The sequence below is a fragment of the Cupriavidus sp. C3SS-1 genome (genome assembly GCF_057073755.1).
Genome location: NZ_CP172701.1, coordinates 411404 through 423211 on the forward strand (window position 1 = coordinate 411404; position 11808 = coordinate 423211).

Consider the following 11808-nt stretch of genomic DNA (forward strand, 5'->3'; position numbering starts at 1 on the left):
TGATGCATCGTTGCAAACGCGCAAGTCAGCGCCTTGGCAGTTATACTTAGCTAAAACTTCTAGCTAAGGAGTAAAGATGCTGACGATCAACATGCACGATGCGAAAAGCCAGCTTTCGAAGCTGGTGGACGCTGTCGAGTCGGGCACCGAGGCAGTAGTCATCATCGCTCGCAATGGTAAACCGGCTGCCCAGCTCGTCCCCGTACCCACTTTCGCACCCCAACGCATCGGCGGGGCCAAAGGCATGCTTCCGTCGCTAGAGGGACTGACTCTGCATAAATTCAACGCCAGCGACGACGAAGTCGCGGCGATGTTTCTGGAGGGCGATGAGTGAGGGTGCTCCTGGATACACACATCGCGCTGTGGGCAGTGACCGGCAGCTCTGAATTGCCGGCCGCAGCCGCGGCGGTTATTGCCGAGCCGACCAACGATATTTTCGTCTCCGTGGTGAGCCTCTGGGAAATCGGTATCAAATCGGCCATCGGCAAGCTGGGGTTCACAGCCACTCAGGCCAACGCTGCGTTCGATCTGTGCGGATATCAAAGCCTGGTGATGAACAAGTACCATACGAGCACTCTCGATGCGCTGGCGCTTCACGATGACCACAAAGACCCTTTCGACCGCATGCTAGTAGCGCAGGCCCTCCATGAGGGAATGACGCTGCTGACCGCCGACACGAAAATGACCCGCTACTCCCCGACGACTAAGGTCGTATGAGTGCTGCCGAATGCCATGTGCCAAAAAGCGAGTGAGAAATCCGAGAACCCGAAACTCGATGCCTGACGGAAGAAATCGCTCCAGGCATTCGAGCAGCGCTTACTGTCGTTCGCTCGTGCTACGCGTACCAACGCGCCCGTCGCTACCAAAGAGCCGACCGTGGTACCGTCTCTCATAAGCGCGTGTGCGCCGGGTGATCGCCCTAAGCTCCCGCGGCTAACGCGCTGGCAAATCAAAGCCGGCCACACTATCAACAGACTGATTGCGGCAAACGCCCGGCTCCCGGGGTCAACTCCGCGTGCGCGCGTGATTCGTTCGCCCTCGGCGTCCCGCTTTCCGCTTTTGACGTCCGCAGCGCCAATCGCTCTCCGACGAGAGTGCATCCGACTTGAGGCGGTCCCGCAAGGTCGAGCCACCCCTCGTTCAGCGTTCTGTTAGCTGCGTGACAATTTTCTCGCTGGCAAAAGAACTGCCGGCAAAAATGGCTCCTAATCCTGTGTTGCGCGATGTTTATATCGCCGTATCCTGTTCCGGTAGGTCCTGCTACCACCCGCGCCCCTCCCTTGATGAGCGCGGGTTCTTTTTTCACGAACAGATGAACTGCGCGCCGCAGGTTGGATTGCCGTCAACGGCGAGCTGGCGGATACTGACTGCGGGCGACGCCGCAAGGCGCTACCCGATCTACTTGGACGTTCTGCGGCCCTCTTCCATCGGATCGAGGGCTGTTTTTTCGGTCGCAATCACTATCGGGCAACCGGCGCGTCCAACTTGCCGACGGCAGCCGCCGCAGGCGCGATCCATCAGATTCCGCCCAACCCCGCAATCCGAAGGCCTGCGATCGTGACCACCTGCCCATCCAGGTTCCGGTCGGAAAGGCTTGAGCCGAACAGGTTGTCGAGTCGTGATTACCAGGAATCCACCACACCTGCGTCAGGGGAAGGATGCTGGCGAGTTCCTGGTCCAGTGGGCGCCTAGCCTGGATGGCTCCAGCGAGCACCACCGCCTCGGGGCGGTGACGGTGGACGTTTTCGATCAGCGCCCATGGGGGTCGCCGCAAATGAATACATGGCCTTCTGACATCGGTCGTTGGGGTAGGTGAATTGGTCTGAATGGAACTGGCGGATCGATGACGTGACCGCAGGTGTAACGCCGCCACTCAACCACGGTTATTTCTGAATGATCACCAATTTACCTGATCAGAGGTCCGCCGAATGCGTAGCCACGACTGCACCCGCGCAAGGTTGCCGCATCCACGAGTACAGAGTCTTAAGCCAAAGTCGCACGCCGGAGGACAAGACTGACGAACGCGCCACTTCCCCGCTTACAATGTTGCCTTGCAGCAATCTGGACCGTAGAAGCGCGCGAATCGCCACAGGTCTTACGAGCAGGGGAGGAGGCAATGGCGACAGCTCTGGCTGCGACCAAAGGCGAGGCACTAAAGCTTCTGGAAACAGAAGGCGTCACGGTCGTGGAGTTGGACTACGAATCAGGATGGCAGGATGCGATTGAACTGGGCAGACTGGGCGAAAAGCTTGGCATACGCGTCCAGTATCGCGGCCATGAGAGTATTGCCGTCAGCTCGCCCGCGGCACTTGTTGCCGGACTGAGTCGTCCAAAGTTGACGTTCCGTCAGCGCAATCTTTACTGCCAATTTCAGCTCAGCACGCTGCCAGCGGCTGACTTGGAGCGCCTGGAGGGAAAAGCGGAGAAGCTCGGGGACTACATCCTCGCTGGACACCTAATGCGGGATGTCGATGCTGTGTGGACGGAGTAACCCGTTGCCATGCAGCCTTCCTGAAGTCCAGAACAGGATTTGAGCCGTGAGTCGCGCCTTGATTTTCCAGGCCGCCTCGGGGGAACTCTTATCTCGTACGCAGAGATGGGGGCCGGTCGCGGATTGCCCGTCGTCGTGGCAGCAGCTACCATCCCTGAAGATTCGTTGTGCCCGGCGATGTCGGGCCAGTCCTCCAGGGGTATCCGTACGCGATAACGTTTCGGGGCTCTTCTTCGCTTCTGCACGCACTCAAATAGGGCAAAAAAACAGCTCTCCACCTCGCGGAAGAGAGCCGTGGAACGTCCAAGAAGAAGTCGGGCACCCGTTGTCAAGCACCCAGCTTCAGTATCCGCCAAGCTCCCAGGGCACGCAATCCCTCGCCCAGCGTGTCGCGTCGACCGTCCGGTGTCATGGGGAGCGCAGTGATCAACAAATTCAAGCACCTGCGCAGCCACTACGCGATGCCACATGGCCATGCTGAACATGCTCAATCACCATTCATCATGTTGGTGCGCAAACCGACCGGTCGATCATTCCTACGCAATGAGACTGTGCTCAGGTCGATTGCCAAACTTCGCAAGGCAAAGGAAAGAATCTCTGAACTGACGCCTGGCTTGTTCCACGCCAATTCACTGGCCCCGCAGGCCCCACAAGATGCCCAGGAGACGCTCCTTTCACGGCTCGCAGAAATGGGTACGCACGCCGCAGAAGGATGTCATTGGCACGAGTCTAGCGTTCAGCGTACGGAGTCGACTTGATGGCGACGCACATTGCTGCTTGCCACGCCGCCAGTCAAAGCGTGTGTCTCGGCTGAGCAGCGGCAGCGATTGCCCCCCAGCGTCAGGTCCACCGCGTCCGGGCTGACTCCGGGAAGCGCCACCATGAGCATGAGCCGCCCGTCCTGCTCGACCGGTTCCACGGGTGGCTCCCATATCGGCACTTGCCGTGACTGGCCGGCAAGCCGGAAGAACTGGCGGTGCAGATGCTCAGCCCGTTCAAGTGCCGCCAGCGCTGTTTCCCACATTGGGTTGAACCTCTTGCCAGGCATGACGAATTTCCCCTTTCTTTTCCGTAGGGACCAGGCCCCCCCCGGTTCACCGACAATGCATCCTCCGCCTTCAATCGGGTCGGACTGGTGCTCCAGTTCCACGTTGCACCTCAGTTTGAACACCCTCTGCCAGCCAGTTTGCGAGCGGGATGCGATTGGACGGATGCTCGACGGTGTCGCAACTGACAACGTCGGCAGCGACGGCACAAAGATCTGCGTAGGCAGTGCCGGCAAAGAGCGCATGGACGCCTATGCACACCGGCGGCCGGTAGCCGTGTTCGCGAAGCTGCCTGGCGGCCTCCAGCATGGTGTGCCCAGTGGAGACGATGTCGTCGATGAGCACCGGCGTGCAGTCCCCCGCCTCCGGCAGCCTGCGTGCGGCGATATGGACAGCCGTGTCGCTAAACCTGTCCTTCTGCAGCACAACCGCTGCCGACTGGCACCGGGCCGCAATCTCCTCCACCCACTGGCCGCTCTCCTCGTCGGGACCGATGATCAGCGGCGCCGCGATCTGTTTGCGAATCCATTGTGCAATGGCCGGCGCGGCATGAATCGCGATGGTCGGGATGGAGAAGATCTCCGACAGGCTGCCGATGCGGTGCAGGTGTGGATCGACTGTTACCAACCAGTCGAAGTGGCCGGACAGCAACGCGGCGAAGTGCCTGGCGGAGACAATTTCTCCAGCGCGAAAGATCTTGTCCTGACGCATGTAAGGCAGGTAGGGCGCCAATAGCCCCGTCCGGGCCGCGCCATTCTCCCGCACAGCCGCTGCAAGCCACAGCAGCGGCATTACCTTGGCATCGGGGCGGTCCAGCGTGCAGACAAGGATGACGTCCCGGCCCGTCACATCTTCCTGCAGCCTGACGGCGGACTCGCCATCCGGAAAGTGCCGCACGATGGCCCTGCCAGCCGTCGCATGTAGCGCACCGCAAAGCGCCGCAGCCTGCCGCTCGTTCCCTGGCATGGAAAGGACCACTTGCTGCGTGCTCGGCTTCGGACTCATCCCGTCTCCATCCACACACCAACGGCCATGACACCCCTAGCGGCGGCCGACGGCCAGTGCCACGATCGCGCCGGTCGCAGCACCAATCGCCGCGACGGTCCCGATGCACTGCCATGGATGTTCGTGGACATACAAGTCCGCCGTCTCTGAGAACTGCCCCACGCGATCACGGCCAGCGTCACGCAGCGCGTCCAGGCGCGCCTGTAGTGCTCGCAGCCGGCTTCCGAGTTCGGTTCGCGCCTGGCTGGCTCCGGTGCCAGTCTCGTCCGCGAGATCCTTGAGCAAGGCCTGTACATCGGTGAGCAATACATTGGCGTCGCGAATCAGCGTTCCCCCGTGTACCGCAAGATCTGCACGGATATCGTTCATCGTTCACTCCCTCTTTCTGCAACCACGGCCGCACAGGCGGCAACCATTGCGTAACCGGTGCAAGGTCAATATAGAGGCGTCCTGGCACCGCGGTTTGACAAGGAACAAGACCAGGGCCAAGACGTTCCTACTCCTATCCTGGTACGCAGCGGCCCACGCTTGACACCACGACGAGCCTTGAACGGCCGTGTCCGCCATGGCGAATTTCGCCGCAGACCTCAGCGCTCACCCTCGCTCTTGAAAATAGCCATGGGCGCTCCATATTGGAAACATGGTTGTCATCCCGGCAATCTGGCGGCGTTCTGGACAGGGGTTCGAATCCCCTCACCTCCACCTCAGCGTACCGTGCACGCGGCGCGCTTAGGTGGGGGTGTATCGGTTTCGACAGGGCGTGCAAAGGGGCGCAGGCAACCCGTCAGGCGATCGACGTAAATGACGCAAATCCATAAACGCCAACGATGAGCGTTTCGCACTGGCCGCCTGAGGCCAATGCCGGGGCCGCTGAAGCCTTGTAAACAAAGACAGCCGATGGGGACTTCGGTCCCCATTGTCATATTTCAGTTGGCTTCTCGCCCCTGACGAATGCCCGGGCTCTCCGATGTCGCCGTGAGCCATGGCACCAACGCCGTCTCAGTCTCCCGAATCCCGCTCGTCGCTTTCCAGAATTTCGAGAATGCGTGCGGCCTTTCCCTCCAGTTCGAAGCCAGGGCGATGCCGCAACCGCGGGTCGGTGCGAAGCCATGTGAAGGCCTCCAGGACTTCTGCATTGGTTGGCGCTTCGTCCATGATCCTTTCAACCACCTGATCCTCGACCGGTCCGACGATGTCGCGGATCTCGCTTGCGGTAGCGGCCCGCGGCACTGCTTTGTGCGTTTCCATTGCCACTCCTAGAAAAAAGGTCGCCCCGGTGACCGAGGGCGCAAGGTGGATGCCGTGCTCGTCCGCGAAGACAGGATCGACGAGAGCGGCGAGGCAATCGTCGCCGGACTCTCGCCGTGATGACACCCTGCTGTCAGGTGCTCTTCACCGGAATTTTCTTAGCCGCACTCTGTGCCTCTACCGTCTTGGGAAGCGTGACGGTCAGCACGCCCTTGTTGAACCTGGCTTCGATCTTGTCGGCATCAACGCCCTCGGGCAGTCGGAAATAGCGCTCAAAGGAACCGAAGCGACGCTCGCGAAGGTAATAGTCCTTCTCCTTTTCCTCCTTCTCCTCGCGCTTTTCGCCTTTGATGGTCAGGCCGCCATTGGCCAGCTTCACCTCGATATCCCTCTCGTCCATCCCCGGCAACTCGGCCGTCAGCTCAAAGGTCTTGTCCGTTTCGGAAAGATCCACGGAAGGAGCGGATGGCATCCATTCGTGCCGCCAGAATGGTTCCAGGCCGAACCGCGGCAGGCGTGCCGACGTCAAGCGCGTGCCGTGATCGAAATCGTCAAACAAGCGCTCCATCTCGCGCCGCAGACTCTCGATAGGGTGCCAGGCCTGAAGGGGCCACGGGTGCCTGGCGGCCTCTTCGCCCTTCTTCACGGGCACCGTAGTTTGAGATTCAGCCATTTCAAGTTCCTCCTGTGGGGTCGATGTAAGAACCATCCTAGGCCGTCTCTTATTGGGCAATTTGACTCGTATCAAAGCGGCACGACGGCTACTGGGTGGCTTTGAAGCCACAGGCGGACCGCCCCGTGAACATGCAGCGTTCGCGAAACGCGCTGCTTGCGAATTTCACTAAGAACCCCACATACGCAAGCCGAAGCGGACGGGCGTCCGCGTAGTCTCGGCGCGGCCTCTACCGCCTGAAAAGGCGGCCAGCTTTATGACCTCCCATACCCGTGCAGCCGACGCGGACAACCATACGCAAGCCATAACCCAGTTGCTGACGCTTGCAACCGACCGCGGATATCTGATCCATTCGTCGACGCTTTGCCGTCGGAAGACAGTTCGCCGGACAGCGTCGAACCCTTGCTTGCCGCGCTGACCCAGATGGGCATTGCCGTGTTCGACGAGCTTCCGGAGGCCGACGCCCTGCGCAACCACGAAGCACACTCCATCGACCCGGGCGTCATAGAGGAAGCGGGGAGTTTGCTGGCTGACGCGGCCGCCGGGATGGGCGCTTCAACCGACCCGCTTGCCATCTCTGCGCGACGCATGCAGGCCGTCGCCCTCCTTACCAGGGATGAGGAAGTGACGCTAGCAAAGGAAATCGAAACCGGGCGGCGTGGAGTACTGTGGGCGCTCGCGGTTTGCCTCGTGCGCTTGAAATGTGGCTGGTTGCGCCATTCCAGGCCGCCGGCGCCGACCCGGCACGGATTGACGAGGTCCGCCAGTCGCTGCGGCGCATGCAGACCGCGCTGCGACAAGGCGGCGCCGAATCGGTCGGGTACCAGCGCGCCCGACAGGCCATCTTTGCGATGTTGCTCGCACATGGTGAACCGGCCCGCACCGTCGACTGTGCGTGCCATGTCATGCGGAGCCTGCAGACACGCGAAGCGCGAGGGGACGGCGCCACCAGCGAGGGGTTCGCCGCGACAAGTGCGCTGTTGCATGACACGTTGGCGGCCGAAGACAGGATCGCCCGAGCTACCCGGAAGATAGTGGAGGCCAACCTTCGACTGGTGGTGTCAATCGCAAGACGGTACCAGCATCGCGGGCTGGACCTGGCTGACCGTTCAGGAAGGCAATATTGGCCTGATGCGGGCCATCGAGGAATTCCAGTACCAGCGCGGTTTCAAGTTCTCAGCCCATGCAACGTGGTGGATTCGGCAAGCCGTCGCGCGTGCGGTGGCTGATCGTGCACGGACGATGCGCTTACCAGTGAATGTCGGCGACAACCTGCGCCGCGTACTTCTGACTACCTAACGTATCTGCCAGCGCACCGGGCGAATGGCGGCCGCCCTGGCGAAACTTGCTGTTGAACGCGGATTCGAGCGAGAGAAACGCTGCCTGGTGAACCAGTCTCGCTCGACGCACCGGTACTGTCCGGCGATACCGCGCTAGCGGAAATGCTCGAAAATCAGGCGGCACCCGACCCGTTCAGGACAGCGTTGGACAAGCGCATGCGCGAGTTTGTCTCTACCATAGCTTGCAGCTATGACACCGGATGAAGCTACCGTGTTGCGATGCAGGTTCGGCATTGGGGCGTTGAGCCGATGGCCTACGAGGAAATCGCCAGGCTGACCGGCATGTCGCGCGAACGAATCCGGCGCACCGAAAGGCAGGCAATGGAAACACTGCGTACGTCGGGACAGGCAGAAGGAGCGAGGACGTTTCTGGTAGAAGACACTGCGAGACACTGCGGCGGATAAAAGCGCCAGGCACTCCCAGCCGCACTGAACCGGCCCCGTCAAAGGCCGTTGGTGATCGCCTCCAGAAGTTGCCGCCCTTTCCCGGTTACTCGAATTTGCCTGCGGTCTGTTGTCGCGGCTTCGAGACGGACTAACTGGCGCTCGACAAGAGCGCCGATGTCGGCTGGGTCCAGTTCACGGTGACTCTTCGCGTCACTGAGAACCATCAGGGCTGCAATCTCGTGGGGACTCAGCATCTTATGTCTCCGGCAGTAATTGACGGGTCACGCCTGGTGCGCCGCAGCGGCCCCTCCTGAGCTGCTAGACTCAGCCGCCGCACTGTGTCTGAGACTATAGAAGTCGACGCGCCATGGGGCGCCATCAAATTCCGGCGTATTTGCGCTGAATCAAATGGAATGGCCGCTTTGAGCAGCCCGAGCAACTTTGGCCGCCCGGGCAAGTTAAACGCCGACCGCGCTACGGGGTTCTGTACAAGTAGGGTATGAACGTCTGGCACAAGCCGCCTGCCCTCAATCGGGATGTGAAAGCTCGCGCTAACGCGCCAAGATTCGCCTATGCACAGAACGGCGATTCGTTACTAGCGCTGGTCAGCAGCACAGGACACGCGCCTAATGTGACGGTCTGACTCCTCGAACCTGCCGCCTCCCTACCGGGATCAGTGGGACTGCATCCGGGATTGCGAACGGCATTCCATTTCCGAGCCACGCACCACCCGCTTGCCGACCATCGGTCCGCGGGTCTCGGTAACCCCCGGCACTCCGCCCAGCAGCAGAGCCATGCCATCCCGCGGCTTCTCCAGGTAGGCTGCGGCCACCTGCACGGACATGCGACCGGGCACCTCGCTCATGGGCGCCAGCAAAGGAAGGCTGCCGCTCGGGGCTGTCACGGTCTCGTAGGCAACACAAACTGCGCCGGATTTCACCAGGTCCGCAGTCTGCTATCTGTCCGGGCTTGAGCAGTGCCCGCTCCGCCGGTTGCAGTTCCTTGACCTTCACGATCATCTCGCCCGAGGCGAAGACCTCCTCGGCATCCACGGCCAGTTGGGCACCGGCCAGCTTGTAGGAATGGTCGGAGGGGCCGATTGTGGCTCCGGCTGACCAGTTCACGTACGCTGGCCGGTGTGAGGCCGACCCGGTACTCCGGGTTCTTGATTTCCTTTGGGACGCCGATTCGCATGAGGCTGGCTCACACAGGCGGCAATTCCGGGAGATTCCGCACCAAATGCTTGAATCGGCCCCAGTCGACCGCAGGATGGATCGTCGCCTCGCCGTGTCCATACGCACGCACCAGGACCGACACGCGCATCGCCGCTTCAATGTCGTTGGCCTCGAAGATATCGAGGTAGTCATAGGGCCCCATGGTCGCGTAGCTGCCCAGCCACTTAATGTCCAGACAAGCCTTCTCGACATAATCCGTAACCCCACGCTCTAGCGCTTCGAACGACCGAGGCTGCCGCAGCGATTCCACCGACACACGAGTTTCCATGATGAAGATTGGCATCTTCCGCTCCTTTGACTGGCGGCCCGGATAGCTATAGCCTAGCGATCGCTGGAGGGCGGGCCTTTGTCCCAGCACAACATCCGGGAGACAAGCTACAGGGAGTTCTGGCCTGCTTCTCGATCCGACCGCGTAACTCCAGGCGGGCTGCCTCGCATGTCACCCCGACCCAGGCATGACGCGCCGGGATGGCCACCTTTTTCTTTCAGGAGAACCCGAGATGATCAAGAACAAGGGCAGCGCGGAGCAGATCGCAATGAAATCCTGCGTCGCCTGCAGGAAAAAGCCGACCTTGGCGACGCTTGCCGCAATTCGGATATTCCGCTCCCGCTACGCGTCGACCCGGGCACGAACAGCGGGTGCAACTGGCGCATTGAAGCCTTACCCGGCGTCGCGCCGGCATGCCAGACTGCAGTCAAGGCCATTACCGCGGAAATGATGCGGGAGTACGATTTTCCCTGAGCGCCCTCGCGGTTCCGCCATGGCAGTGGGCGCGCATGCCTGCACGCGCCCGCCTTTTTCGTTCTTGCGATGCGGGAATCCGGGCCCAGTCGGCTCCCATCCATCAACGGAGGATCAGATGTTCGAACGAGAGCGGTCGTACAAGGGATTCCGGATCGTCATCGGCGTGCCCGACGCAGTTGCCTTGGGCACGTCGAATTCGAACGGTCGCGTCAAGATCAGCGAGCCCGGCCAGGACATTGGTGTGCGCACGGGTGTGTGCTTCACGCCGGACTGGGGCCATCCGCCTGCAACGCCGCTGGAAGCGGAAAACTGGTTATTTGCCTATGCCGCCGGCGTCATCGACTGTGAGCTGGCTGGCGGCTTCGGCATTAGCCTCAGTCACGATTGGCGCTTGCCAGGCGGCAGCGCACCGTCCGCCGCCGTGCCTCCTTATTCATATTCCTTCTTATCCGCGATCACGAGCGAACCGACGCTCGTGCGCCTGTTGGCAGTCGGTGCATCGCTTTGCGGTCGGGTAAGCCTCGAGACGCGAATACGGTATCGGCTCGCCGCAATCGGTGCAGGTGCCGTACTGGCCCGACTTCATGCGTTCCCTTGCCGCCTGAATGTCCGCAAGTTCCATGCGGTAATGCTCCAGCATCGCGTCTGCCTGGCGCTGTACGACTTCCTCTTCGGCCAGGTCGGCTTCGTCCCGCGCCTCGGGCTGCAACGGCGCCACAAGCGGCGAGGCCGCAGTCCCGGCGGCGGCCCGGATACGGGCCTCGCCTGCGTCCAGTTGTGCGGCCAGGGCTGCGGATTCCTGCGTGGTTAGCTCGGGCATGACAGGCCTCCTTGGGCATTCATCATTCTCGCTTCATGAAGCGACCGCTGCCGCGTATTGCGCGATCGCCTTGCGGATGGCTGAACATCCCCAAGGAAGGCGCTGAAGCAGGGGTCAGACGGGCACCGAGAGTGCTACGTTTCCCTTTTCGTTTCGGCGGCAGCAAAGTGGCAAACGAACCATTCGGCGGCAAGCCTGCCTACCTGCTCCAGGGCACCAGGCTCTTCGAACAGGTGGGTAGCGCCGGGAACCACTTCCAGTCGCTTCTCGCATGGTATCCACGCTGCGGCGCGGGCATTGAGACTGACGACGACCGGATCATTTTCCCCGACGATCATCAGCAGAGGAGCGGCCAGGCGGCAGAGCGCATCGTGGTCGGCGAGATCAACCCGCCCGCCCCGGGACACGACCGCGTCGATACACAGGTGCGCCGGCGGTGCGACGGCGGCACGCAAGGCCGCGGCGCCTCCGGTGCTTGCACCGAAGTACCCTAGGCGAAGCCGACGCTGCCCGGCCAGGCCTTCCACCGACTCGGTCGCGGCCCGCAGTCTTTTGCTCAGCAGGGAAATATCGAAACGCCGCGTCAGATCGATATCCTCTTCCGGCGTCAGCAGATCAAACAGCAGCGTGCCGATGTCCGCGCCATGCAATATCGATGCAACCTGGCGATTGCGGGGGCTATGGCGAGAGCTGCCGCTCCCGTGGGCGAACAGCACAATCCCGCAAGGCGTTTCAGGCAAGGCCAGTTCCCCCGGAAGTGCCACGTCATCCGCGCGAATCACCACCTGTTGCGCAGTGATGAGTTTCATTCGCGCCCC

At 61.5% G+C, this 11808-nt stretch carries 16 protein-coding genes, 1 other RNA gene and 1 pseudogene; 8 read left to right on the forward strand and 10 right to left on the reverse strand.

Translation table 11 applies throughout. The features are described from left to right. Window positions 1–76 precede the first annotated feature (76 nt). The 3 genes from ACIGJC_RS30485 (at window position 77) to ACIGJC_RS30495 (ending at window position 2491) form a co-directional block, all read left to right on the forward strand. Window positions 77–334 carry a type II toxin-antitoxin system Phd/YefM family antitoxin gene (locus ACIGJC_RS30485; RefSeq protein WP_116323145.1) on the forward strand — a complete coding sequence of 86 codons (258 nt, stop codon included), beginning with the start codon at window positions 77–79 and terminating at the stop codon, window positions 332–334. Beyond that, window positions 331–717, forward strand: a complete 387-nt coding sequence (locus ACIGJC_RS30490; RefSeq protein ID WP_483714665.1) for a type II toxin-antitoxin system VapC family toxin — start codon at window positions 331–333, stop codon at window positions 715–717. The genes ACIGJC_RS30485 and ACIGJC_RS30490 overlap by 4 nt, the downstream gene beginning before the upstream one ends. Before the next feature lie 1399 nt (window positions 718–2116). Next, a complete protein-coding gene (locus ACIGJC_RS30495; RefSeq protein ID WP_483714666.1) occupies window positions 2117–2491 on the forward strand; it encodes a PHA-granule associated protein 4 in 375 nt (124 codons plus the stop codon). A gap of 736 nt (window positions 2492–3227) precedes the next feature. Here the strand turns inward: ACIGJC_RS30495 and ACIGJC_RS30500 are convergent. From ACIGJC_RS30500 to ACIGJC_RS30510, 3 genes are all read right to left on the reverse strand, one after another. Continuing rightward, window positions 3228–3539, reverse strand: a complete 312-nt coding sequence (locus tag ACIGJC_RS30500) for a hypothetical protein (protein ID WP_483714667.1) — start codon at window positions 3537–3539, stop codon at window positions 3228–3230. A gap of 70 nt (window positions 3540–3609) precedes the next feature. After that, a complete protein-coding gene (locus tag ACIGJC_RS30505) occupies window positions 3610–4542 on the reverse strand; it encodes a ribose-phosphate diphosphokinase (RefSeq protein ID WP_483714668.1) in 933 nt (310 codons plus the stop codon). A gap of 36 nt (window positions 4543–4578) precedes the next feature. After that, window positions 4579–4911 (reverse strand): ElaB/YgaM/YqjD family protein, encoded by a 333-nt coding sequence (locus tag ACIGJC_RS30510; protein ID WP_483714669.1) that lies wholly within the window; start codon window positions 4909–4911, stop codon window positions 4579–4581. Window positions 4912–5134: 223 nt separating this feature from the next. Between ACIGJC_RS30510 and ssrA the strand changes: the two genes are divergently transcribed. Continuing rightward, window positions 5135–5464: a transfer-messenger RNA gene (ssrA, locus tag ACIGJC_RS30515) on the forward strand. A gap of 77 nt (window positions 5465–5541) precedes the next feature. On the opposite strand, the gene ACIGJC_RS30520 is transcribed toward ssrA, so the two are convergent. Both ACIGJC_RS30520 and ACIGJC_RS30525 read right to left on the reverse strand, forming a co-directional pair. Then, on the reverse strand, window positions 5542–5790 hold the full coding sequence (locus ACIGJC_RS30520) for a hypothetical protein (protein WP_483714670.1): 249 nt from the start codon (window positions 5788–5790) through the stop codon (window positions 5542–5544). A gap of 133 nt (window positions 5791–5923) precedes the next feature. Further along, on the reverse strand, window positions 5924–6463 hold the full coding sequence (locus tag ACIGJC_RS30525; protein ID WP_483714671.1) for an Hsp20/alpha crystallin family protein: 540 nt from the start codon (window positions 6461–6463) through the stop codon (window positions 5924–5926). 363 nt (window positions 6464–6826) lie between these two features. Between ACIGJC_RS30525 and ACIGJC_RS30530 the strand changes: the two genes are divergently transcribed. The 3 genes from ACIGJC_RS30530 to ACIGJC_RS30540 all read left to right on the forward strand — a co-directional run bounded on the left by ACIGJC_RS30530 (window position 6827) and on the right by ACIGJC_RS30540 (window position 8208). Next, on the forward strand, window positions 6827–7498 hold the full coding sequence (locus ACIGJC_RS30530; RefSeq protein WP_483714672.1) for a sigma-70 factor domain-containing protein: 672 nt from the start codon (window positions 6827–6829) through the stop codon (window positions 7496–7498). Window positions 7499–7564: 66 nt separating this feature from the next. Continuing rightward, on the forward strand, window positions 7565–7762 hold the full coding sequence (locus ACIGJC_RS30535; protein WP_483715172.1) for a sigma factor: 198 nt from the start codon (window positions 7565–7567) through the stop codon (window positions 7760–7762). Window positions 7763–8022: 260 nt separating this feature from the next. After that, entirely contained in the window at window positions 8023–8208 is a 186-nt protein-coding gene (locus tag ACIGJC_RS30540; RefSeq protein WP_483714673.1) for a sigma factor-like helix-turn-helix DNA-binding protein, read from the forward strand. Between the two features lie 38 nt (window positions 8209–8246). On the opposite strand, the gene ACIGJC_RS30545 is transcribed toward ACIGJC_RS30540, so the two are convergent. The 3 genes and pseudogenes from ACIGJC_RS30545 to ACIGJC_RS30555 form a co-directional block, all read right to left on the reverse strand. Then, window positions 8247–8444, reverse strand: coding sequence for a hypothetical protein (locus ACIGJC_RS30545; RefSeq protein WP_483714674.1), 198 nt, complete (start codon window positions 8442–8444; stop codon window positions 8247–8249). 470 nt (window positions 8445–8914) lie between these two features. Beyond that, a pseudogene (locus ACIGJC_RS30550) lies at window positions 8915–9384 on the reverse strand (alanine dehydrogenase); the annotation flags it as partial. Window positions 9385–9393: 9 nt separating this feature from the next. After that, window positions 9394–9708, reverse strand: coding sequence for a GYD domain-containing protein (locus ACIGJC_RS30555; RefSeq protein ID WP_483714675.1), 315 nt, complete (start codon window positions 9706–9708; stop codon window positions 9394–9396). Window positions 9709–9925: 217 nt separating this feature from the next. Here ACIGJC_RS30555 and ACIGJC_RS30560 point away from each other — a divergent pair, with 217 nt between their 5' ends. Next, window positions 9926–10144, forward strand: a complete 219-nt coding sequence (locus ACIGJC_RS30560) for a hypothetical protein (protein ID WP_483714677.1) — start codon at window positions 9926–9928, stop codon at window positions 10142–10144. A 471-nt stretch (window positions 10145–10615) separates the two neighbouring features. Here ACIGJC_RS30560 and ACIGJC_RS30565 read toward each other — a convergent pair whose 3' ends face one another. Together ACIGJC_RS30565 and ACIGJC_RS30570 are read right to left on the reverse strand one after the other, a co-directional pair. Further along, window positions 10616–10990 carry a TraR/DksA family transcriptional regulator gene (locus ACIGJC_RS30565; protein ID WP_483714678.1) on the reverse strand — a complete coding sequence of 125 codons (375 nt, stop codon included), beginning with the start codon at window positions 10988–10990 and terminating at the stop codon, window positions 10616–10618. 134 nt (window positions 10991–11124) lie between these two features. After that, entirely contained in the window at window positions 11125–11799 is a 675-nt protein-coding gene (locus tag ACIGJC_RS30570; protein ID WP_483714679.1) for a dienelactone hydrolase family protein, read from the reverse strand. Between the last annotated feature and the right edge of the window lie 9 nt (window positions 11800–11808).

What these genes read in the sequence shown, in the direction of transcription:
- ACIGJC_RS30485 (WP_116323145.1), top strand. Translation starts at nt 77, where the DNA reads ATGCTGACGATCAACATGCACGATGCGAAAAGCCAGCTTTCGAAGCTG.
- ACIGJC_RS30560 (WP_483714677.1), top strand. Translation starts at nt 9,926, where the DNA reads ATGATCAAGAACAAGGGCAGCGCGGAGCAGATCGCAATGAAATCCTGC.
- ACIGJC_RS30520 (WP_483714670.1), bottom strand. Translation starts at nt 5,790, where the DNA reads ATGGAAACGCACAAAGCAGTGCCGCGGGCCGCTACCGCAAGCGAGATC.
- ACIGJC_RS30545 (WP_483714674.1), bottom strand. Translation starts at nt 8,444, where the DNA reads ATGCTGAGTCCCCACGAGATTGCAGCCCTGATGGTTCTCAGTGACGCG.
- ACIGJC_RS30555 (WP_483714675.1), bottom strand. Translation starts at nt 9,708, where the DNA reads ATGCCAATCTTCATCATGGAAACTCGTGTGTCGGTGGAATCGCTGCGG.
- ACIGJC_RS30505 (WP_483714668.1), bottom strand. Translation starts at nt 4,542, where the DNA reads ATGAGTCCGAAGCCGAGCACGCAGCAAGTGGTCCTTTCCATGCCAGGG.
- ACIGJC_RS30540 (WP_483714673.1), top strand. Translation starts at nt 8,023, where the DNA reads ATGCAGGTTCGGCATTGGGGCGTTGAGCCGATGGCCTACGAGGAAATC.
- ACIGJC_RS30510 (WP_483714669.1), bottom strand. Translation starts at nt 4,911, where the DNA reads ATGAACGATATCCGTGCAGATCTTGCGGTACACGGGGGAACGCTGATT.
- ACIGJC_RS30570 (WP_483714679.1), bottom strand. Translation starts at nt 11,799, where the DNA reads ATGAAACTCATCACTGCGCAACAGGTGGTGATTCGCGCGGATGACGTG.
- ACIGJC_RS30565 (WP_483714678.1), bottom strand. Translation starts at nt 10,990, where the DNA reads ATGCCCGAGCTAACCACGCAGGAATCCGCAGCCCTGGCCGCACAACTG.
- ACIGJC_RS30495 (WP_483714666.1), top strand. Translation starts at nt 2,117, where the DNA reads ATGGCGACAGCTCTGGCTGCGACCAAAGGCGAGGCACTAAAGCTTCTG.
- ACIGJC_RS30525 (WP_483714671.1), bottom strand. Translation starts at nt 6,463, where the DNA reads ATGGCTGAATCTCAAACTACGGTGCCCGTGAAGAAGGGCGAAGAGGCC.
- ACIGJC_RS30500 (WP_483714667.1), bottom strand. Translation starts at nt 3,539, where the DNA reads ATGCCTGGCAAGAGGTTCAACCCAATGTGGGAAACAGCGCTGGCGGCA.